Annotated in this window: 17 protein-coding genes, 1 tRNA gene and 2 pseudogenes; 10 read left to right on the top strand and 10 right to left on the bottom strand. The window is 62.6% G+C overall.

Annotated features, from left to right (window positions below; genetic code table 11):
• Window positions 1–262: 262 nt before the first annotated feature.
• Window positions 263–487 (top strand): hypothetical protein, encoded by a 225-nt coding sequence (locus tag AC2FME_RS16620; protein WP_496687290.1) that lies wholly within the window; start codon window positions 263–265, stop codon window positions 485–487.
• A 490-nt stretch (window positions 488–977) separates the two neighbouring features.
• Here AC2FME_RS16620 and AC2FME_RS16625 read toward each other — a convergent pair whose 3' ends face one another.
• Window positions 978–1,583 carry a hypothetical protein gene (locus AC2FME_RS16625; protein ID WP_496801023.1) on the bottom strand — a complete coding sequence of 202 codons (606 nt, stop codon included), beginning with the start codon at window positions 1,581–1,583 and terminating at the stop codon, window positions 978–980.
• Window positions 1,584–1,734: 151 nt separating this feature from the next.
• Here AC2FME_RS16625 and AC2FME_RS16630 point away from each other — a divergent pair.
• Window positions 1,735–1,872, top strand: a pseudogene (locus AC2FME_RS16630) (IS5/IS1182 family transposase); the annotation flags it as partial.
• A gap of 420 nt (window positions 1,873–2,292) precedes the next feature.
• On the opposite strand, the gene AC2FME_RS16635 reads toward AC2FME_RS16630, so the two are convergent.
• Window positions 2,293–2,367 (bottom strand) — tRNA-Gln (locus AC2FME_RS16635).
• A gap of 80 nt (window positions 2,368–2,447) precedes the next feature.
• Here AC2FME_RS16635 and AC2FME_RS16640 point away from each other — a divergent pair.
• Entirely contained in the window at window positions 2,448–3,197 is a 750-nt protein-coding gene (locus AC2FME_RS16640; protein ID WP_496801024.1) for an alpha/beta fold hydrolase, read from the top strand.
• A 441-nt stretch (window positions 3,198–3,638) separates the two neighbouring features.
• On the opposite strand, the gene AC2FME_RS16645 is transcribed toward AC2FME_RS16640, so the two are convergent.
• Window positions 3,639–4,127: an SH3 domain-containing protein gene (locus AC2FME_RS16645; RefSeq protein ID WP_496687414.1), complete on the bottom strand. Its 489-nt coding sequence runs from the start codon at window positions 4,125–4,127 to the stop codon at window positions 3,639–3,641.
• Between the two features lie 165 nt (window positions 4,128–4,292).
• Between AC2FME_RS16645 and AC2FME_RS16650 the strand changes: the two genes are divergently transcribed.
• The 4 genes from AC2FME_RS16650 to AC2FME_RS16665 all read left to right on the top strand — a co-directional run bounded on the left by AC2FME_RS16650 (window position 4,293) and on the right by AC2FME_RS16665 (window position 11,396).
• Window positions 4,293–5,279 (top strand): 2-hydroxyacid dehydrogenase, encoded by a 987-nt coding sequence (locus tag AC2FME_RS16650; protein WP_496678522.1) that lies wholly within the window; start codon window positions 4,293–4,295, stop codon window positions 5,277–5,279.
• A 92-nt stretch (window positions 5,280–5,371) separates the two neighbouring features.
• Complete coding sequence (gene ggt / locus AC2FME_RS16655; protein WP_496801025.1) at window positions 5,372–7,162, top strand: gamma-glutamyltransferase; 1,791 nt, start codon at window positions 5,372–5,374, stop codon at window positions 7,160–7,162.
• Between the two features lie 92 nt (window positions 7,163–7,254).
• Entirely contained in the window at window positions 7,255–8,652 is a 1,398-nt protein-coding gene (locus tag AC2FME_RS16660) for an FAD-binding oxidoreductase (protein WP_496801026.1), read from the top strand.
• 236 nt (window positions 8,653–8,888) lie between these two features.
• Window positions 8,889–11,396: a GcvT family protein gene (locus AC2FME_RS16665; protein WP_496801027.1), complete on the top strand. Its 2,508-nt coding sequence runs from the start codon at window positions 8,889–8,891 to the stop codon at window positions 11,394–11,396.
• Window positions 11,397–11,675: 279 nt separating this feature from the next.
• Here the strand turns inward: AC2FME_RS16665 and AC2FME_RS16670 are convergent, their stop codons facing one another.
• From AC2FME_RS16670 to AC2FME_RS16685, 4 genes are all read right to left on the bottom strand, one after another.
• A complete protein-coding gene (locus AC2FME_RS16670) occupies window positions 11,676–12,014 on the bottom strand; it encodes a carboxymuconolactone decarboxylase family protein (RefSeq protein WP_496801028.1) in 339 nt (112 codons plus the stop codon).
• Window positions 12,015–12,087: 73 nt separating this feature from the next.
• On the bottom strand, window positions 12,088–12,741 hold the full coding sequence (locus AC2FME_RS16675; protein WP_496687301.1) for a DUF938 domain-containing protein: 654 nt from the start codon (window positions 12,739–12,741) through the stop codon (window positions 12,088–12,090).
• Window positions 12,738–13,805, bottom strand: coding sequence for an NAD(P)/FAD-dependent oxidoreductase (locus AC2FME_RS16680; RefSeq protein WP_496801029.1), 1,068 nt, complete (start codon window positions 13,803–13,805; stop codon window positions 12,738–12,740). Before AC2FME_RS16680 ends, AC2FME_RS16675 begins: the two co-directional genes overlap by 4 nt.
• Window positions 13,802–14,740 (bottom strand): aldo/keto reductase, encoded by a 939-nt coding sequence (locus AC2FME_RS16685; protein ID WP_496801030.1) that lies wholly within the window; start codon window positions 14,738–14,740, stop codon window positions 13,802–13,804. The genes AC2FME_RS16680 and AC2FME_RS16685 overlap by 4 nt, the downstream gene beginning before the upstream one ends.
• A gap of 149 nt (window positions 14,741–14,889) precedes the next feature.
• On the opposite strand from AC2FME_RS16685, the gene AC2FME_RS16690 reads away from it, so the two are divergent.
• The 3 genes and pseudogenes from AC2FME_RS16690 to AC2FME_RS16700 all read left to right on the top strand — a co-directional run bounded on the left by AC2FME_RS16690 (window position 14,890) and on the right by AC2FME_RS16700 (window position 17,205).
• A complete protein-coding gene (locus AC2FME_RS16690; protein ID WP_496687304.1) occupies window positions 14,890–15,297 on the top strand; it encodes a hypothetical protein in 408 nt (135 codons plus the stop codon).
• Window positions 15,290–16,519 (top strand): annotated as a pseudogene (locus AC2FME_RS16695) (HlyD family secretion protein). The gene AC2FME_RS16690 and the pseudogene AC2FME_RS16695 overlap by 8 nt, the downstream one beginning before the upstream one ends.
• A gap of 71 nt (window positions 16,520–16,590) precedes the next feature.
• On the top strand, window positions 16,591–17,205 hold the full coding sequence (locus AC2FME_RS16700) for a CDP-alcohol phosphatidyltransferase family protein (protein WP_496678506.1): 615 nt from the start codon (window positions 16,591–16,593) through the stop codon (window positions 17,203–17,205).
• Window positions 17,206–17,257: 52 nt separating this feature from the next.
• On the opposite strand, the gene AC2FME_RS16705 is transcribed toward AC2FME_RS16700, so the two are convergent.
• From AC2FME_RS16705 to AC2FME_RS16715, 3 genes are read right to left on the bottom strand one after another with little or no spacing between them, the layout of a single operon-like run.
• Window positions 17,258–18,331, bottom strand: coding sequence for a BMP family ABC transporter substrate-binding protein (locus AC2FME_RS16705; protein WP_496678504.1), 1,074 nt, complete (start codon window positions 18,329–18,331; stop codon window positions 17,258–17,260).
• 32 nt (window positions 18,332–18,363) lie between these two features.
• Window positions 18,364–19,284, bottom strand: coding sequence for an ABC transporter permease (locus AC2FME_RS16710; RefSeq protein ID WP_496801031.1), 921 nt, complete (start codon window positions 19,282–19,284; stop codon window positions 18,364–18,366).
• A gap of 3 nt (window positions 19,285–19,287) precedes the next feature.
• Window positions 19,288–20,370 carry an ABC transporter permease gene (locus tag AC2FME_RS16715; protein WP_496687308.1) on the bottom strand — a complete coding sequence of 361 codons (1,083 nt, stop codon included), beginning with the start codon at window positions 20,368–20,370 and terminating at the stop codon, window positions 19,288–19,290.
• Window positions 20,371–20,389: the final 19 nt, after the last annotated feature.

The raw sequence follows: 20,389 nt of genomic DNA on the forward strand, positions 1-20,389 counted from the left end.
GGCGCGCCATCTGCGCATCCGTCAGCCAGAAAAGATCAGACATGTTCTCCGCTCGGTTTTCGAACCGTGAATCACGCCCCTACGCGGAAATCAATGGGTCCTGACCCTAGTGCGATCCGGAAAAGATCGACCCGGATCAGCTCATCATCCAAGGCCCATTCCGGATGCGCAGAAGGGGCGTTGAGCTGAAACTGCATCTTGGAGATGCGCCGACTGAGATTGATAGAATGCTCGTGCGAACATCGGAAATGCACAGCGATGGATGGCGATGATCCTCGACGGCAAATCCTTTGCAGAGATTGCGGATGCGGAAGGGACTTCAAAGCGGCGGATCCAAGACGTGGTTGATCTGGCACTGCTCGCACCAGTTGTCTTGGAGGCGATTGCTGCGTGTGAGCAGCCAGATGGTCTGACCTCTGATTACCTGATCAAGTCCGGCGTTCCCGCGATATGGTCGGAACAGCGCGAAACCTTCGCGAAGCTGTAAGTCAAAACCTCGCAAAAACTACCAAACTCGTACCGCCGGAATGGCGAACAGAGACTGCGGCGATAAATCGACCGGATGTGTGCTCTGCTTGGGGTCTCGTTTTGAATTTGGCCAAGCGAACAGGCTGAAACTAGGCACTTAATTAAGTGCAGGTTGCAGACGGCTATTTTTAGAGAAGTGTTTGGCTGGGGTGATAGGACTCCTTGCCGACCGATGAAACCTAAGTGCTTTTCCAACTAGACGCGGGAACTGGTGCGGTCGTGGGGGCATTTTACCGCTAGATCGACCGTCCACTGGCGCTGACGGCGTCCGAAGGACTGGACAGCTGACGAGTCGTTCCGGGGGCTAAAGACTGGTCTCTGGTGCTGGCGGGTGGGGGGCTGATGCATCGAATGGCTGATCTGAGCCAAAACAGGAATGCCCCTGCACTAACCGTTAGAAAGCGCTATAACAGCAAACTGAAGCCAAGAATACGGCGGAAGCTATCTACCTAGCCTAACTTCTTTGACCTGTCGCGTGAAATTAATACTAGCCCAAGAAGTGCAGTTATCAGCAGCCAAGATGAAGTAGGCAGTGGAACTGGCGCAACGAACAAGTCCCCTTGAATCGAAACCAATGACCATGTGCCGGGCCGAGAGCTTCCGATGGTATTTACGGAATCGTGATACCAATCATAAGCATTTCCATATGATGGAGTAGTGGAGCCAAAAAATCCATCTGGGGGACCGTCCAACCAAAACGCTGTACCCGTCAGGTTGCCAAATGCATTCGTTTGCATTCTGAATTCAGTTCCCGCGACGGTGTTCGTGAGATCCGCATAATTAGTAAAAAAACCCAGCACGCCTTGTACCGGTCCCTGTGGGGTTAAGTCTGACGAACCCGGAAGAAAAAAAGAAATATTGGCGTCGAACAGAGACTGACCGAGCAAATACTCGTCAAGAATAAGTGTCGCACTAAAGCCATTTTGGATAGTTGCAGTGCCATCATTGTTATCCACTATTTGGTCCAACAATGCACCTTGATAGTGGTATGTGAAGGTTGCCGCGTTAACAGGCAGCGCCCATAAGATAACTATTGCCAGAAAGAAATGTCGCATCTCCCCCCCCCATAGGAAAATAAGTTTATGAAACAATCATCGCATCACTGAATAAGTTGCGTCAAGTATTGGAACAAATCGGTCCGAAAAGCGCGAACTCCAACCCTTAGGGTCAGAATGCATTGATTTCCGCCGCGCCGAAGACCAAGGCGAACAGAAGACTGTGATGATAGACCCGACCCACTTGAAGGCACACCGCGCAGCGACCAGCATGGGCGTCAAAAAGGGGGGGTGTGGACGCCTGATTGGCCGGACCAAGGGCGGCATGAACACCAAGCTGCACGCCATTTGCGCGGAAAACCTGAATTCCGCTCCCGTCGAAACTGAGAGAACCCCTGCATCTAAATAAAGAAGCAACTGCAGGAGTTTGACCCATGAAATACCTGTCTGCCCTCGGCGTTCTCGTCGTGGGTTTTCTTTTGTAACCGGGCAGTGATCGATAAGGCAACGGTGGTTCGCCGCCGCTGCCATAACGCGCGCTGCGTCCGTCCTCAGCACCTGATTGAGGGGTCTGCGGCGGACAACAAACGCGACGATTGGGGCTTCTGGGCGAACGGGGTCGATTACGACCTGCTATAACCTGTGGCGTGGGCCTTCAACGACCTCTGAGGGCCCACCCTCAACACACGTAACCACTGGGGTATAAATGGGGGCATTTCTCGGGTATCGGTGACCCAAGCGCCTGCTGTCTTTCCATGTTCTGATGAGCTGGCTGGGGTGGTAGGATTCGAACCTACGATACACGGTACCAAAAACCGCTGCCTTACCACTTGGCTACACCCCAACGGTGAGCGGCTACTTACGATTGTTGTTGGCGGGGTTCAAGGGCTTTCGAAGAAAAAATTCGGGCGAACAAAAATTTTTTTGCACCCTCCTCATCAGGTGTGCAGCAGTGCTGCACTAACCCTGTTTTCGGCTTGGCGGTTTGGAAAGCTCGGGCTCGATCCTGAACGCCATCAATGTCCGAATGGGGCAGTGTATCATATGGGTTTCAAGTACGCGCAGGGTTGGATCAATGGCGGCGAGATCGCGGCGGGGGTGTTGAAGATTTGCGCCAAAGACGGGCTGCGTTTCGTGACATTCATGCTGTCGCCCTGCCGTCGGCATGCCAGCCTGGGGACGGCAAAGGGAAGGATCCAAATGAAGGTGCTGAGCACGCCGGACCACAGGTTCAGTGACCTGCCGGACTGCGGCTTTGTACCCAACTACCTGATGGTGGATGACACCGAAGGCAGCGAATTGCGGGTCCACTATCTGGACGAAGGGCCGAAGGCTGCGTATCTGGTACCAATGATGCACGGAGAACCATCCTGGTCGTACCTGTATCGTCACATGATCCGGCCCGTCGCCGCAGCCGGACTCCGGGTCATCGCGCCCGATCGTGCAGGCTTTGGAAAATCGGACAAACCTGTCGAGCGGACCGATTTTACCTATGCGCGCCACGTGTTTCGGTTGAGGCAGGTGTTGCTTCGCCTCGATCTGCGTGACACCACCCCGTTTCGTCAGGACTGGGGCGGGCTGATCGGGCAGCGACTGTGGGCCGAAATACCGGATCGGTTCGCGCGGATCATGGTCGCGAACGCGGCGCTGCTCACAGGCGACCAGCCTCTGTAGCGCGGCGTTCGCCGCGTAGCGCCGGTTCAGCCAGGAAACGCCTGAGTTTCGCGCCGGGCGAAAAGTCCATGGCGGAGCGGTGTCCAATCTGTCCGAGGCCGAGGCCTCCGACTATGACGCGCCGCTCCCGGATGATGGCTACAAGGCCGATGCGCACCAGTTTCCCGTGCTGGTGCCAGACCGGCCGGACGACCGGGAATCCGAATCGAATCGCAAGGCCTTGGCCGTGATCCGAAACTTACTGACGCCGGTCCTGACGGACTTTGGCACCGAAGACCGGATATGGCCGGCGCGGACCGCGTGTTTCAGGAACTCTGTCCGAGTGCCGCAGTACAGCCGCATCTACGTCAGCCCAAAGCCGGGCATCCTCTGCAGGAGGATGTACCCGAACCGCTTGTTAAAACTTTATTGGGTTTTGTCCGGCGCACGTCCTGATCCCGGTTATTCGCGGATTTCGTTCGGGTCCACGCCCCATAGGTTGCTTTTGGGTGCCCAGCCGCCATAGCCGCCGGCCGAAATGCGACACCAGTCAATGTTGCAACTGCCTAGGCGGGCCACCACGCCGGATTCGAATTGCGCATTGATCAGTGCGCCCGGATCGGGGCTGGCGCGCACCGGCAGCATGTCGGCTTCGACCAGGACGGTGCGAACGCCTGACAGCAGGGCATAATGCACCCAGCCTCCGGCGCCGTCGCGGTCTTGAACTTTACGCCAGTTGCCGTATTCGGCCACCACCTGCAGCGGCATGCCGCGCCTTTTGAACACCCAGTCGATCCGGTGGGTCAGCGACGGGCCGCGGCGCACGTTGGCCTCGGCGGCCTTCATCGAGACATAGCGTGGAATCGGTAGGTTGGTGACCTGGCCGCGGACCTGCTCCGCATGGGCGGAAGAAACGCCGAGACCACTGAACAGCGCCGTCACAATGCCCAGAAGCGGGCGTTTCAGCCGGAAAAAAGCGCTCACTGCCTGCTCTTACGCCTGTCGATCGTGATTCAAAAAGGTGGGGATGATGCCCCAGGGGTTCTTGTGCCCCAACTGATCCTGCGCCACGATGCCATGGCGCGCGTCGGATTGCAAAGCGGTAGGAGGGTTGAGGTGCCGAGAGAACGTCTGAGTGTTGTTGTAACGCGACGGTTGCCCGAAGTGGTGGAAACACGGCTGAGCGAGCTGTTCGATGTCAGGCTGCGGGACGATGACACACCCATGACGCGCGACGAACTGGCGGCCGCCGTGAAAGAGGCCGACGTGCTGGTCCCGACGATCACCGACTCCATCGATGCGGGGCTTTTGGGCCAGGCCGGCGAGCGGCTGCGCTTGATTGCGAATTACGGCGCCGGGGTTGACCACATCGACGTCGCCACCGCCAGGCAGCGCGGCATTTTGGTGTCCAACACCCCCGGGGTGCTGACCGATGATACGGCCGACATGACCATGGCGCTGATTCTGGCGGTGACACGCCGCATCCCCGAGGGGCTTTCGATCATGCAGAAAGGCGACTGGGCCGGCTGGGCGCCGACCGCCTTGCTGGGCGGCCGCATCGGTGGGCGGCGTCTGGGGATCCTGGGCATGGGCCGTATCGGGCAAGCCGTCGCGCGCCGTGCCGCGGCATTCGGCATGCAGATCCATTACCACAACCGTCGTCGCCTCCGCCCAGAGATCGAACAGGAGTTGCAGGCCACCTATTGGGAAAGCCTGGACCAGATGGTGGCGCGGATGGACGTGATCTCGATCAACTGCCCTTCGACCCCGTCCACCTTTCACCTGATGAATGCGCGGCGGTTGAAGCTGATGAAACCCAGCGCGGTGATCGTGAACACGTCGCGTGGCGAGGTGCTGGATGAAAATGCGCTGACCCGGATGATCCGCGCGGGCGAGATCGCGGGCGCCGGTCTGGATGTCTATGAACACGGAACCGACGTGAACCCCCGCCTGCGTCAGCTGCCGAACGTCGTGTTGCTGCCGCACATGGGGTCGGCCACGCTGGAAGGCCGGATCGAGATGGGTGAAAAGGTCATCATCAACATCAAGACTTTCGAAGATGGGCATCGCCCGCCCGATCAGGTCGTGCCTGCGATGTTGTGAGTTTGCTCCCGGCCAGTCATCGCGCGGCCGGGATTTTTTTGGGGCCCGCTAGGCGCGGCCCACAGCAAAATTTTTTTCGGGAGGACTTCAGGATGCGTGTTTTGTTTTCTGGATTGACGCTTGCGGCGCTGGTTTTGGCCGGCCCTTCGATCTCACAGGAAGCCGCCGATGCCACGGCCCCCGAGGCCGCCTCGGAAGGTCAGGTTCTGGCGCTGACCGAACAAGCCCTGGCCGCGCTCGAGGCCAAGGCGGCCGGTCGGCCGGTTTCGGCGCAGAACTGGATGGTGGCCGCAGCCAATCCGCTGGCGGTCGAGGCGGGCGCCAGGGTGCTGCGCAACGGAGGATCGGCGGCCGATGCCATGGTTGCAGTACAGGTGGTCTTGGGGTTGGTCGAGCCGCAATCCTCGGGGCTGGGCGGCGGCGCATTCCTGGTCTGGTATGATGCGGCCACGCAGTCTTTGACCACGCTCGACGGGCGGGAAACCGCGCCGCGTGCTGCCACGCCGACCCTGTTTCAGGACGAAAACGGCGAACCGCTGAAGTTCTTCGATGCGGTTGTAGGCGGGTTGTCGGTTGGAACGCCCGGCACACCGGCCGTTCTGGAGGACGCGCACCGGCGCTGGGGGCGCACGCCGTGGCCCGGCCTGTTCGAGGATGGCATCCGCCTGGCCGAGGAAGGCTTCGTGGTCTCGCCCCGGCTGGCCAGTCTGGTGGCCGCCGATGCCGAGCGTCTGTCGCGGTTCCCGGCCACGGCCGAGTATTTCCTTCCGGGCGGAACGCCCATTCAGCAAGGCCAGCGGCTGACCAACCCCGACTATGCCCGGACCCTGCGCATTCTGGCACGCGAGGGGTCCGCCGGTTTCTATGGCGGCGAGATCGCGGCGGATATCGTCAGCACCGTCCGAAACGCACCGGGCAACCCGGGCGTCCTGTCGGGGGTGGATCTGGCGCTGTATCAGGTGATCGAACGCGAACCGGTCTGCGCCGAATATCGCGCCTATGAGGTCTGCGGGATGGGGCCGCCGTCCTCGGGTGCGCTGACGGTGGGGCAGATCCTGGGTCTTTTGAACGGGTTCGATCTGGCGGCGCTGGGTCCTGACAGCGCCGAGGCCTGGCGGCTGATCGGCGACGCCTCGCGCCTGGCCTTCGCGGATCGGGGCCGGTACATGGCCGACAGCGACTTTGTTCCCATGCCCACGCAGGGGCTGGTCAATCCGGACTATCTGTCGGGGCGCGCCGCATTGCTGACCGGCCCCGCGGCCCTGACCGAGGTGGCGCCGGGAATGCCCGAATTCGATCACGCCCTGAACTGGGCCGACGATGTTTCGATCGAACTGCCCTCGACCTCGCATATTTCCATCGTCGATGCCGCTGGCAACGTTCTGTCGATGACGACGACCATCGAGAACGGGTTCGGCTCGCGCCTGATGACCAACGGGTTCCTGCTGAACAACGAACTGACCGATTTTTCGTTCCGCACCCACAAGGACGGCGTACCAATCGCCAACCGGCTGGAGCCGGGCAAGCGCCCCCGGTCGTCGATGAGCCCGACCATCGTCCTGCAGGACGGTGCGCCGGTTCTGGCGATCGGATCGCCCGGCGGCAGCCGCATCATCGGCTATGTCGCCAAGTCCATCATTGCCTGGGCCGACTGGGGCATGGACGCGCAGCAGGCGGTCGCCCTGCCGCATCTGGTCAACCGCTTCGGCACCTATGACGTGGAGGCCGGGACCGAGGCCGAGGGGCTTGCCGATGCGCTGGCCGGGCTGGGGTTCGAGGTGAACGCGCGCGATCTGACATCGGGTCTGCACGCAATCGAGATCCGCGACGGGTTGCGCGGTGGCGCGGACCCCCGGCGCGAGGGGATCGCGCTGGGCGAGTGATCACGTCGCAGGGGCCGGGGATTGCCTGCCGCGCGCGGGCAATCTAGTCATTGAAACGCTTTGCGCAGAGTGGATCAGAAAAGGGGGATGCCATGGGCCGTGCAGCCACGTTGGAGAGAAACGCGGCGGGGATCGAGACCGCAATCGGCATTCTCAAGCAGCGTTTTGGCGACCGCTTGCAAACCGGCGCCTCGGTGCGCGAACAGCACGGGCACACCACGACCTGGATCGAGAACCAGAGTCCAGATGCGGTAATCTTTGCCGCCTCCACCGAAGAAGTGGCCGAAATCGTTGCAACTTGCGCCGCGCACAAGGTGCCGGTCATTCCGTTCGGAACAGGCACGTCGCTGGAAGGGCATGTGAACGCGCCGGCGGGCGGAGTCTGCATTGATCTGGGCCAGATGAACCGGATTCTGGCCGTGAACGAAGGCGATCTGGACTGCATCGTCCAGCCCGGCGTTACGCGCGAACAGTTGAACACCCACCTGCGTGACAAGGGGCTGTTCTTTCCAATTGACCCCGGCGCGAATGCCTCACTGGGCGGCATGGCCGCAACGCGGGCATCCGGGACCAACGCGGTGCGCTACGGGACGATGAAGGACAATGTCCTGAGCCTGGAAGCCGTCATGCCCGACGGCCGGATCATCCGCACCGGCCACCGCGCAAAAAAAACCTCGGCCGGGTATGATCTGACCCGGCTGCTGATCGGCGCGGAAGGCACGCTGGGGGTAATCACCCAGTTGACCTTGCGCCTGCATGGCATCCCCGAGGCGATCAGCTCGGCACGGTGTTCCTTTCCGTCCGTCGATGCGGCCTGCCAGGCGGTGATGGCCACCATCCAATACGGTGTGCCGGTGGCGCGGATCGAACTTCTGGACCAGCTGTCCGTCAGGGCCGCCAATGCCTATTCCGGCCTCGATCTGCCCGAGACGCCGCTGCTGCTGCTCGAGTTCCACGGCTCAGACGCGGGCGCCGCCGAACAGGCCGAGACTTTCGGCGACATCGCCGACGAATTCGGTGGGACCGGGTTCGCGGCAACCGCGACCGTGGAAGAGCGCACCAAGCTGTGGCAGGCGCGGCACGACATGTACTGGGCCTCGTTGCAGCTGCGGCCGGGCGCGCGCGGGATCTCGACCGATGTCTGCGTGCCGATTTCGCGCCTGGCGGAATGCGTGACCGCAGCGCAGGACAAGGCGGCAGAGCTTGGCCTGTTGGCGCCCGTCGTGGGCCACGTCGGCGACGGCAATTTCCACACGCTGCTGCTGATCGACATGGAGAACGCCGACGAGGTCGCCAAAGCCGAGGAATTCGTAGGCTGGCTGAACGACCTGGCCATCTCGATGGAGGGAACCTGTACCGGCGAACACGGGATCGGGCAGGGCAAGAAGCCTTACCTGACGCGGGAACTCGGGCCGGCCGTCGATTACATGCGGGCGATCAAGGCCGCGCTGGATCCGCACAACATCATGAACCCGGGCAAGATCGTCTGACCAAGAAATGCGCCTGTGGCGCATCCCTCCGGGGGGAGTATTTGGGTAAAAGATGAAGATGCATCGGCATTTCACCTTTTCTCAAATACTCAAATGAGCCCGCTGCCCGATCGCATTCGCTGGATATGGCGCGGTGCAGGTCGGTTTTGTACCGTTTTGCGTCGGATGGACTTGGCGGTTTGCCATGCGCTTGGGCATAAACCTTGCCAAACAGACTCAATCCGGAGAGCGGGCACATGAAAACCCAAGTCAAAGCATTGATCGTTGGCGGCGGCGCCATCGGCACATCGATTGCCTATCACCTGGCCAAGGCGGGCTGGGACGATGTCATGCTGATCGAACGCGACGAACTGACTGCGGGGTCCACCTGGCACGCGGCGGGTCTGCTGCCGCTCTTCAACATGTCCTACGCGACGACCCACATCCACAAATACTCGGTGGATTTCTACAAGACGCTCGAGGCGGAAACGGGCCTGAATGCGGGCTTCTCGGTGGTGGGCAACCTGCGCATGGCCCAGACGCAGGAGCGTATGGACGAATACATGCTGTATGCCTCGACCGCCGAAACCTGCGGTGTGCCCTACGAATGGCTGAGCCCGGCCCAGATCAAGGAGCGGTGGCCGCTGGTGCGGACCGATGATCTGGTCGGCGCGATCTATCATCCGACCGACGGCTACATCAACCCGGCCGACGTGACCATGGCGATGGCCAAGGGCGCCCGTCAGCGCGGCGTTATGATCGAGCGCAAGTGGCAGGCCGATGCCTTTGAATGGAAAGGCGACCACTGGGACGTGACCCTGACCAAGATGGTCGAGAAGGGCGGCAACCTGGTGCCGTCAGACGAGCAGATCGTCGTCTCGGCCGAGCATGTGGTGACCGCCTCGGGCAACCACGCGCAGCGCACGGCGCGGATGCTGGGGATCAAGATCCCCGCGATCCCGGTCGAGCATCAGTTCATCGTCACCGAACCCGACGCCGAGCTGGTCAAGTTCCGCGAGGCCGGCAACCCCGAGCATCCGGTTCTGCGCGACGCCGACGCCAAGTGGTATGTGCGCGAGGAACGCGGCGGCTGGATCCTTGGCCCCTACGAGCGCAACGCGCCGGCCCGTTTCGAATATGGCGTGCCCGACAGCTTCCGCGCCGACCTCTTCCCGCTGGATCTCGAGCGGATCGAAGAGGAATACATGAGCATGATCCACCGGATTCCGTCCACGGAAACGGTTGGCCTCAAGGACGATTTCAACGGCCCGATCTGCTATACCCCCGATGGCAACCCGCTGGTCGGCCCCGCGCCGGGTCTGCGCAACATGTGGCTGGCCGAGGGCTTCTCGTTCGGTATCACTGCCGCCGGCGGCACCGGTTATTACCTGGCGCAGTTGATGGTCGAGGGCGAGGCCGAGATCGACATGGCCTCGCTGGACCCGAAACGCTACTCCAGCAACTGGATGACCACCGAGTTCGCCGCGCGCAAGAACGAGGAATGCTACGAGCACGTCTACATCCTGCACCACCCGGACGAAGAGCGCGAGGCCTGCCGCCCGCTGCGCACCGCCCCGGCCTATGACCGCCAGAAGGCGCGCGGCGCGCAGTTCGGCTGGGTCAACGGCTGGGAGCGTCCGAACTACTACGGCCCGCTGGATGCGCCTGAGAATTTCGACCACGACGCCCGCAGCTTCCGCCGCGGCGGCTGGTGGCAATACGCCGTGGAGGAGGCCAAGGCGATCCGCAACGGGGTCGGTTTGATCGACGCCACCGCCTTTACCAAGCACATCGTCAAAGGCCCGGGTGCCACGCAGTTCCTCGACTGGTTCACCTGCAACAAACTGCCCAAGGTCGGCCGCATCAACCTGACCTATGCGCTGACCGATCACGGCACCACCCGCACAGAGTACACCATCGTGCGCCTGAAAGAGCACGAGTATTACCTCGTCTCGGCCGGTGCCTGGACCGAGTATGACGCCGACTTCCTGCGCAAGGCGGCCGAGGACAAGATGGCCGAGTTCGGCTATATCGAGATCCAGGACGTGACCACCCAGTGGGGCGTCTTTGCCATCGCCGGGCCCAAGTCGCGCGACGTGCTGAAAGAGGTCATCAAGGACGCCGAGCCCGAAACCGCCCTGTCGAACAAGCGCTTCCCGTGGCTGTCGGCCCGCCGGATCGAACTGGGCATGTGCCCGGTCAACGCGATCCGCGTGGCCTATACCGGCGAGCTGGGCTGGGAACTGCACCACCCGATCGAGATGCAGAACTACCTGTTCGACCTGCTGGAGAAAGCCGGAGAGAAGCACGGCATGAAGCTGGTCGGCGCCCGCGCGCAAAACTGGCTGCGGCAGGAGAAATCCTATCGCGCCTTCGGCACCGAACTGGGCCGCGACGCGACGCCGCTCGAGGCCGACCTGCCGCGTTTCGTCGATCTGAACAAAGAATTCCACGGCAAGGACAAGCTGATCGAGACCGGCGTGCGGGTGAAATGCTGCACCCTGCTTATCGACGGGCCCGAGGATGCCGACCCGTGGGGCCGCGAGGCGCTCTATACGCCCGAAGGCGAGCGTGTGGGCCGTCTGACCTCGGGTGGTTATTCGGTTGCCTTCGAGAAATCGATCGGCATGGGCTACGTCAAGCCCGAGCTGGCCGTGGAGGGCACCAAGCTGAAGGTCAAGATGTTCGACAAGCTGTGGGATGCGGTCGTGACCTGCGACAGCCCCTACGACCCGAAGAGCGAAACCATCCGCAAGGACGGCTGATTGCTTCCCCTGGCTGGCGGCGCGCCCCGAATGCGCCGCCTGCGGCGGCCCATGCCTCCGGCGGAGGTATTTTCAAACAGAAGAAGCAGCCGGATCGAGAAATGATCCAGCCCCCCGCCTGTGGCAGGGGGCCTTCTCCTGTTGCGGTCATCGGCGCCTCCGCCTGTACCGCATCTCTAGGTTTTCAGAGAAGGGTTAACAAATCCCTTCTTCTGTTCAAAAATACCTCCGCCGGAGGCAAGCCTGCCCTTGGCAGGCTTTCCCGGTGGGGCACCTGGTTCAGTCCGAGGTCAGTTCATCGAAACATTCCAGCGCCTTGGCCGCATACATCATTGACGGCCCGCCGCCCATCTGGATGCTCATCGCCAGAACATCCGCGACCTCTTCGCGGGTTGCGCCCGCCTTGATCAAGGCTTCGACATGCAGCGAGATACAGGGCTCGCACCGCACCGCGACCGAGATGCCGAGGGCGACGAATTCCTTGGTCTTGAAGTCAAGCGTTCCGCCTTCCTTGACGGACTTGCTCAACGCGCCGAAGGCGCGGGCCGTGTCGGGGACCGCGCCGTTCAGGTTTCTCAGCCCCGATCGTGTGGCAGAGAGTTTTTCTTTCCAGCTCATGTGTAGCTACCCTTTTGAAACATATCGTTGTTGGCATGTGTATAGGGTTTTGGAGCTGTCTCCTTGATCTCGATCAGGTCGCCGGTTTTTCGGCGACAAGGGCCAGATTGTTTGCAGGCATCTCCAAGACCTGCACCAGTTCCAGCCCTGCGTCCTGCATCAGGTCGATCGTGTCGAAATCGTCCTTGTAGCCGATTTCGGGATCCTGCGCGGTCAGGGTGGCGTGGAATCTGGCATCGCCTTCGCTGGTCAGTTCCCCGGCCCGCATGAACGGGCCATAGAGGACGAAACGCCCGCCCGGGGCAAGGGCGCGGGCGGTCTCGGCGATGATGGTCTCTGCCTCGGGCTGGCTGATGAGGTGCAGCAGGTTGATCAGCACGATCAGATCCTGCCCACCGTGCCGGTCCGCCCAGCCACGCTCGGTCGCGTCCAGCGCGATGGCCGGGACTACGTTCGGCAGGTCGCTTGCATAGTCGTCGATGCTGGCGCGCCGCGCGGCGTCGATCTCGGTCGGCTGCCATTCGAGCCCGGGCAGCCGCTCGGCAAACGCAGCGACATGCTGACCGGTGCCGCTGGCCAGCTCCAGCGCGCGGCCTCGGTCGGGGGCGAACTCGGATAGCAGAGCGCACAGGTGTGCGACGTTCCTGCTGGCAGCCGGGGCGACCAGCCGGGCGCCATCGCCCGGAGTGGCGACGCTTGCGCACGGGGGAAGGGGGCGCCGGGTCATGATCGCAGTCGCGCTGGGGACAGCGCCGTGACGATCTCGGGCGGCAGCTCGGGCGGCAGGCCCAGCGCCAGGTCGGCGACCAGCCGCGCTGCCGCAGGTGCGGTCTGAAACCCATAGCCACCCTGCGCGGCCGACCAGACAAAACTGGCATCCGCCGGATCCGGACCCAGAACCAGCGTGCCGTCGGGCGCAAAGCTGCGCAGACCGGCCCAATTGGTTTCCACCCGCACAACCGGGCAGGTGACCATTTCTTCGTAGCGCGCCAACCCTTCGGCCAGCACCATGTCATCGGCCCAGGCGTCCTGTGGGGCAACGGGGTCGGCGTCGGCCGGGGACACCAGCAGCTTGCCGGCGTCGGGCTTGGCATACCAGGTCTCGCCCGCGCCCAGCATCATTGGCCAGTGGCGCAGGTCATGGCTGCCGGGCGCGGGCAGGCGCGCCATCGAGCGACGCCGCGGCGTGATCCCGATCGGGTCGATCCCGGCCATCGTTGCCACCTCATCCACCCATGCGCCTGCCGCGTTGACGATGGTCCGGGCTTCGAATTCCTGCTCTGCCGTCACGACCCAGTGTCCGGCCTTGCGGATACCTGTCACCGCCTGCCCGGTCAGGACCGCCCCGCCATTGGCGCGGATCGTGCGGGCGAAATCCTGCAGGACGCGGTCGGTGTCGACGTCATGGGCGGCCTCGCTAAGCGCGGCGCGGGTCACCGTTTCAGGGTTCAGAATAGGGACATGCGCCAGTGCCTCTGAAATCGGGATTTCCGTCATGTTCAATTCGGCCACGTCCAGGGCGAACTGTTCGGCCTGATTCTGCTTGGCCAACAGCATCAGACCGCGCGGCGTCAGGTATCCGCTGTCGGCAAAGAACCCGGCACTGGCCTTGTTCAATGCAACCACCGAAGCGGGGCCATACCCCTCCTCGAATAGCGCGGCCGAGCGCCCCGAGGCGTGGTAGCCTAACGCGTCTTCGGCCTCGAGAACGGTGACCGAGCCGTGTTCCGACAGGCGGGCGCCTGCACTCAGCCCCGCGACGCCGCCGCCGATGACCAGAAAGTCGATCATGTGGCCTCCTCGAGCCTGTCGGTGGCGGGTGGCGGCGATACGCTGAGCGCGGTGATGCGGGCATAAAGATCGGGGGACATTTCGAAGGTCAGCGCGGCCAGCGACGGGTCCAGTTGTTCGCGGCTGCGCGCCGAAATGATGGGGGTCGGCGCATAGGGGCTGGCGGAGACCCAGGCCACCGCCAACGTCGCCGGATCGACCCCGGTTTCGGCCGCCAGATCGGCCAACCGGGTCGCGGTTTCGGCCATCCAGTCGGCCCCGTAGCGGCTGGCATAGCGTTCATCTTCGGCCAGCCGCCCGCCGCCGCCGCGCGCATACTTGCCGGTCAGCAGACCGCCGCCCAGAGGAGAATAGGAAAACACAGCGATTCCCTGATCGGAACACATGGGCAGGATCTCGACCTCGGCCTGACGCTTGACGAGGTTGTACATCGGCTGCAGCGCGTCGATCGTCAGATCGAACTGCGCGGCGATCTGTGCGGCTTTCATCACCTGCCAGGCGGCAAAGTTGGACAGGCCCACATAGCGGATCTTGCCGGCCTGTTTCAGGCGGGCGAAACACTCCATCGTCTCGGCCAGATCGGTTCCGGGGTCGAACCGGTGCAGGTACAGCAGGTCGATCACGTCCTGCCCCAGTCGGGCGCGAGAAATGTCAAACTGGCTTTCGATATTCGCCGCCCCCGCGCCACCCGTGTACCCGACCTTGGTCGCAATCAGCAGATCGTCGCGCTCGGGCGCGATCATCTGGCCCAGCAAGGTTTCCGAGGCGCCATCGGTGTAGACATATGCCGTGTCGAAATGCGCGATCCCTGCGGCCCGGCAGGCATAATACATCGCTCGGCTCTGGTCCGCATCGGCGCGGCCGCCGAATTGCATCGTGCCGAAGGCAAATCCGCGCAAGGGTGCGCCGTTCAGGGTGGTAAGGTACTGGGTCATGTCTGCGTCCGATTGGTGATCGTTTGGACGAAACGCCGGAACAATCCGTCCCCCTTGTTTAAGCGGGGTTGAATTTGCGCATCAACCCATCAAGTCCCTTTCTGCAGGATTTTCCGGAGGCGGATTTTACCGGCGCAGATATTCACCCGATGGCCACGGGGCATATCCCCTCGTATGTGACAGAGGCGGTTGGAAGCGACTTTCTGTTCACCTTCATTGTGTTTTTCACCGTCGGCGTGGTCGTTCTGATCGGGGTCGGGTACCTGACCCTGAATTCGGTGCCGGAAAAGATGGCGCATGAAAACAACCACCCTCAGTTTAAATTGGTCAGGCTTCTGGCGCTGCTGGCACTGTTCATCCACGACGGCATCTTCTGGATTGCGGCGATCCTGATGGCGGGTTTCCAGTTTCCGAACTTCGCTGCTCCGCTGCGTTCGATTGCCGATGCCATCCGGTCATTGGCACCGGGCCGCGGCCAGCCACCCGACCCAGAGGCGCCCGCGGCACCCGTGACCGCCCAGGGGACGCGCACTGACGGAGCTGCGGCCGATGCTTGAAACACTGATGTGCGCGCTGGTCACCGTGCTGCGGGATTTCCTGTTCCGCAGGTTCGTGCAGGGCAAGCGGATCGCGCATGAAATCACCCTGTTCACCATGTGGTACGAGCTGCGCTGGGACCTGACCACCTGCGCGATCCTCGCGCTCGTGATCACCATGTTGTTCTACTTTCATCCGGCCAGCAAGACCGCGGCGTCGTATTTCCGCACGGTGACGATCCTGCCGCAGCTGGGCGGGCGGGCGTCCGAGGTCTATGTGACCAACAACCAGATCGTCACCGCGGGGCAGCCGATCTTCCGGATCGAGGATTTCACCCAGAAGGCCCAGGTCGAGGCGGCGCATGCGCAGATCGCCCAGATCCAGGCCTCGTTGAAAGTGACCGAGACCGACTTGGCCGAAGCCGAGGCTGGCATTGCGGCGGCCAAGGCCGCGCTGGATCAGGGCCTTGAGGACCTCGAGCGCAACACGACCCGGCGCGACGAGGGCTCCAGCGCCGTGCGGCTGGCCGAGATCGACCGGCTGGAAAACCTGGTGGCCGAGCGCCAGGCCAAAGTGCGTGCGGCCGAGTCGAAGAAGGCCGCTGTCGTTCAGCAGATCGAGGAATTGAACCCCGCCCAACTGTCCAGCGCCAATCCGCAGTTGGACGCGGCGTTGGGTGAGTTGGACAAGGCGGTCGTCAGTGCCGGCGTGACCGGCCGGGTCGAGCAGTTCGGGCTGCGGGTCGGCGACTATGTAAGCCCGCTTCTGCGTCGGGCGGGCATTCTGGTGCCCTTAAACTCGGGGCGCGACAGGTTCCAGGCCGCGTTCAACCAGATGAGCGCACAGGTGATCGAGCCCGGCAAGATCGGAGAACTGGGCTGCATGAACAAGCCGTTCACGGTGATCCCGGCCGTGGTGGTTCAGGTGCAGGACGTGATCCCATCGGGGTAGATCCGGCCCACGGACGAGTTGCGTGACGTGCAGGTCAATACCAATCCGGGTTCGATCCTCGTCTATCTCGAGCCGCTGTATGGCGGCATGGCCGACACGCTCCCGCCGGGCAGCAACTGCCTGGCCAATGTCTATACCGACAATCACCACAAGCTCGAGGATGAAAGCCTAGGGTTCTGGCAGAAGGCGTTTTACCTCGTGGTCGACGCGATCGGTGCCGTGCATGCGGCGGGCCTGCGCCTGCGGCTGATCCTGATGCCGGTTAACACATTGGTGCTCAGCGGGCACTAGCCGCGTGCAGCGACTGCGCGCTCGCGCCATTGTGTCTGGCCAAAATCGGGATCGCAGGCTAGGAGCCGCGCATGTTTGATGCACAGATCCGACCCATTATTGATCCGGTGCTGAACGCGCAGGGGCGTGTTCTTGCCCGGCTGGGCTTTACCGCCAACCAGATCACGCTGATCGGTTTGGGGCTGGGGCTGGTGGCCTGCGGCCTGATCGCCGTTGGGGAAACGGCGTGGGCCTTGCTGCCGCTGCTGTTGTCGCGCTTGGCGGATGGGCTGGATGGCGCGGTGGCCCGCGCGCGCGGAGGGACCGATTTCGGCGGTTACCTTGATATCACCTGCGATTTCCTGTTCTACGGCGCGGTCCCGTTCGCATTCGTCGTCGCCGACCCTGCAGCCAACGGCTTTGCCGGGGCCTTTCTGCTGCTGTCCTTCTACGTTAACGGCACCAGCTTTCTGGGCTTTGCCCTGCTGGCCGACCGTCACGGACTGCGGTCCGAGGCGCGGGGGAAGAAGGCGCTGTATTTCACCGGCGGCCTGCTGGAAGGGGCAGAGACGATCGCTTTCCTGGTTCTGCTTTGCCTGCTGCCGCAGGCATTCGCGCCCATGGCTTGGGTGTTCGGGGGGCTGTGTTTCCTGACGGCGTCGTCGCGGGTTCTTCTGGCCTGGCGCAGTTTTCGGGACCAACTGTAAATAAAAAAGCCCGCCAGATGGGGCGGGCTTTCCGGTGCTCTTCAGATCCGGCTTACTGCGGAATTTCGCCTTCCAGGCCTTCGACATAGAAGTTCATGCCAGCCAGCGTGCCGTCATCGGCCACTTCGCCTTCGGCCAGCCAGGCGCTGCCGTCCTGCTTGTTCAGCGGGCCGGTGAAAGGATGGTATTCACCCGATGCGATCGCGTCCTTCAGAGCCAGAGCTTCAGCCTTGACGTCGGCCGGAACGGCATCGGAGATCTCGCCGATCTCGACCATGCCTTCCTTGATACCGTCCCAGGTGTTCACCGACTCCCAGGTGCCATCCATCACAGCCTGGGTGCGCGCGATGTAGTAAGGCGCCCAGTTGTCGATGATCGAGCTGACGCGCGGCATCGGAGCATATTCGCTCATGTCCGAGGCCTGGCCGAAAGTGATCACGTTGCCGGCTTCTTGTGCGGCAGCCTGCGGTGCGGTCGAGTCCGTGTGCTGCAGGATCACGTCGGCGCCCTGTTCGATCAGAACCTTGGCGGCATCAGCCTCTTTCGCCGGATCGAACCAAGTGTAGGCCCAGACGATTTTGAACTCGACATCCGGGTTCACCTTCTTGGCGTGAATGAAGGCCGAGTTGATGCCGCGGATCACTTCGGGGATCGGGTACGAGCCGATATAGCCGATGATGTTCGACTTGGTCATCTTGCCGGCGATATGACCTTGGACAGCGCGACCCTCATAGAAACGCGCCGAGTAGACCGACACGTTGTCGGCGGTCTTGTAGCCGGTGGCGTGCTCAAATTTCACGTTCGGGAATTTCTTGGCCACGTTGATGGTCGGGTCCATGTAGCCGAACGAGGTGGTAAAGATCAGGTCGGCCCCTTCCAGCGCCATCTGGGTCATGACGCGCTCGGCATCCGGGCCTTCGGGTACCGATTCCACGTACACGGTTTCGACCTTGTCGCCAAAGTGCTTCTCGACAGCCTGACGGCCCTTGTCGTGCTCGTAGGTCCAGCCGCCATCGCCCACCGGGCCGACATAGACGAACCCGACCTTTGTCTTGTCCTCGGCCACGGCGCCCGTGGCAAGGCCAAGTGCCATGGCGGCGCTTGCCAGAAGTGAAGTGAATTTCATTTAGTTACTCCCCAATTTGGTACAGTTGGCCCCTAGTGCGAGGCGTGGAAGATCCGGCCAAGTGAGGCAGGTGCCCTGCTCTTGTCGGCCGAAAGGATCACGAGCACAAGGATCGTTATGATGTAGGGCGACATTGCCAGATACTCGACAGGGATGGCAACGCCCGCTGCCTGCAAATTCAGCTGCAGAACGGTGATGCCGCCGAACAGATAGGCACCCAGCAAGGTGCGCCACGGTTTCCAGCTGGCGAACACCACCAGCGCCAGCGCGATCCAGCCGACGCCGGCGGTCATGCCTTCGGTCCATTGTGGTACCCGGATCAGGCTGATATAGGCCCCACCCAACCCGGCGCAGGCGCCGCCGAAGAGGATGGCCAGAATGCGGATCCGCACCACCTTGTAGCCCAGCGCATGGGCGGCATCGTGGTTTTCCCCCACCGCGCGCAGGATCAGACCCGCTCGGGTGTATTTCAACATCGCCCACACCCCTGCGGTCAGCGCGATGCCCACATACAGGATCGGATCATGCTGGAACAGGATGGGGCCGATCACCGGCAGGTTGCTCAGGACGGGGATGTGGATGTCGCCCATGCTGGGCGGCTTGATGCCCACATAGCTTTGCCCCAACAACGCGCTGAGGCCCAGGCCGAACAGCGTCAGGGCCAGGCCGCTGGCCACCTGGTTGGCCAGTGCGAACTGGGTCAGCAGCACGAACAGCAGCGACAGCAGCGCGCCGCCGATGGCCGCCGCCACGAAACCCAGCCAGGGCGAGCCGGTCTCGACCGAGATCGCAAAGCCGCTGATCGCGCCCACGATCATCATGCCTTCGACGCCAAGGTTCAGTACGCCAGCTTTCTCGACGACCAGCTCTCCGATTGCGGCCAGCAACAGCGGGGTGGCCGCCACCATCAGCGAGGCGATCAGCAGAATGGGGTTGATTTCACCAAGGTTCATGGGTCACGCCACCTCGCTGCGGGCCGCACGGATGCGGTAGTTGGTCAATAGGTCGAAGGCCAGCAGGAAGAACAGCAGCATCCCCTGAAACACCTGAATCGCGGCGGCGGGCAGCCCCAGCTGAGACTGCGCGATCTCGCCGCCGATATAGGTCAGCGCCATCAGGCCGCCGGCCAGAAGGATGCCCACCGGGTGCAGACGGCCGAGGAAGGCCACGATGATGGCGGTAAACCCGTAGCCCACGTTGAAGTCGATGCTCACCACGCCCGCGGGGCCGGACACTTCAAACATGCCCGCCAAGCCCGCCAGGGCACCCGAAAGCCCCAGGCAGAACAGGATCAGCCGGGGCGGGTTCACGCCTGCGAATCTTGCTGCGCGGGGGGCCTCGCCCGTCAGGCGGATGTGAAAGCCCAGCATGTGCCGGTTCAGCAGGACATAGGCAAAGATCACCGCAACGAAGGCCGCGACCACACCCCAGTGCATGCCCGATCCTGCGATCAGTTCCGCGTTGTGCGCGGCGTCATAGGATTGCAGGTTGCGCGAGCCCGGAAAGCCGAACCCCTCGGGGTTTTTAAGCAGCCCCAGCGAGACCGAGGCCAGGAATTGCTCGGCCACATAGACGAGCATCAGCGAGACAAGAATCTCGTTGGTGCCAAAGCGCACTTTCAGAAAGGCCGGGATCATCGCCCAGATCCAGCCCCCAAAGGCCCCGGCGAGGACCATCAGCGGAAATACATACCAAGCATCAAGCGGATAGAAGGCCAGCCCGATGCCCGCGCCGAAAATCGCCCCCATGATGTACTGACCCTCGGCCCCGATGTTCCAGATCCCGGCGCGAAAGCCCAGCGACAGCCCGATGGCGATCAGGACCAGTGGCGCGCCTTTCACCAACAATTGCGGCCGGTAATAGAATGAGAACTCGCCGAACAGGGGCTCCCAGAAGATCGTGCCGATCGCCTCGACGGGGTTTTTGCCCAAGATGGCGAACAGCAGCCCGCCGAACACCATCGTGGCCACCACCGCCACCAGCGGCGTGGCGTAGGACCACGCCTTGGACGGCTGTGGGCGTTTCTCCAGCACGATCATCCCGTGATCCCCCTGCCTG

Source organism: Ruegeria sp. BHSC026 (assembly GCF_059613065.1).

What these genes read in the sequence shown, in the direction of transcription:
- AC2FME_RS16620 (WP_496687290.1), top strand. Translation starts at nt 263, where the DNA reads ATGGCGATGATCCTCGACGGCAAATCCTTTGCAGAGATTGCGGATGCG.
- AC2FME_RS16625 (WP_496801023.1), bottom strand. Translation starts at nt 1,583, where the DNA reads ATGCGACATTTCTTTCTGGCAATAGTTATCTTATGGGCGCTGCCTGTT.
- ggt (WP_496801025.1), top strand. Translation starts at nt 5,372, where the DNA reads ATGCGTGTTTTGTTTTCTGGATTGACGCTTGCGGCGCTGGTTTTGGCC.
- AC2FME_RS16660 (WP_496801026.1), top strand. Translation starts at nt 7,255, where the DNA reads ATGGGCCGTGCAGCCACGTTGGAGAGAAACGCGGCGGGGATCGAGACC.
- AC2FME_RS16665 (WP_496801027.1), top strand. Translation starts at nt 8,889, where the DNA reads ATGAAAACCCAAGTCAAAGCATTGATCGTTGGCGGCGGCGCCATCGGC.
- AC2FME_RS16670 (WP_496801028.1), bottom strand. Translation starts at nt 12,014, where the DNA reads ATGAGCTGGAAAGAAAAACTCTCTGCCACACGATCGGGGCTGAGAAAC.
- AC2FME_RS16675 (WP_496687301.1), bottom strand. Translation starts at nt 12,741, where the DNA reads ATGACCCGGCGCCCCCTTCCCCCGTGCGCAAGCGTCGCCACTCCGGGC.
- AC2FME_RS16680 (WP_496801029.1), bottom strand. Translation starts at nt 13,805, where the DNA reads ATGATCGACTTTCTGGTCATCGGCGGCGGCGTCGCGGGGCTGAGTGCA.
- AC2FME_RS16685 (WP_496801030.1), bottom strand. Translation starts at nt 14,740, where the DNA reads ATGACCCAGTACCTTACCACCCTGAACGGCGCACCCTTGCGCGGATTT.
- AC2FME_RS16690 (WP_496687304.1), top strand. Translation starts at nt 14,890, where the DNA reads ATGGCCACGGGGCATATCCCCTCGTATGTGACAGAGGCGGTTGGAAGC.
- AC2FME_RS16700 (WP_496678506.1), top strand. Translation starts at nt 16,591, where the DNA reads ATGTTTGATGCACAGATCCGACCCATTATTGATCCGGTGCTGAACGCG.
- AC2FME_RS16705 (WP_496678504.1), bottom strand. Translation starts at nt 18,331, where the DNA reads ATGAAATTCACTTCACTTCTGGCAAGCGCCGCCATGGCACTTGGCCTT.
- AC2FME_RS16710 (WP_496801031.1), bottom strand. Translation starts at nt 19,284, where the DNA reads ATGAACCTTGGTGAAATCAACCCCATTCTGCTGATCGCCTCGCTGATG.
- AC2FME_RS16715 (WP_496687308.1), bottom strand. Translation starts at nt 20,370, where the DNA reads ATGATCGTGCTGGAGAAACGCCCACAGCCGTCCAAGGCGTGGTCCTAC.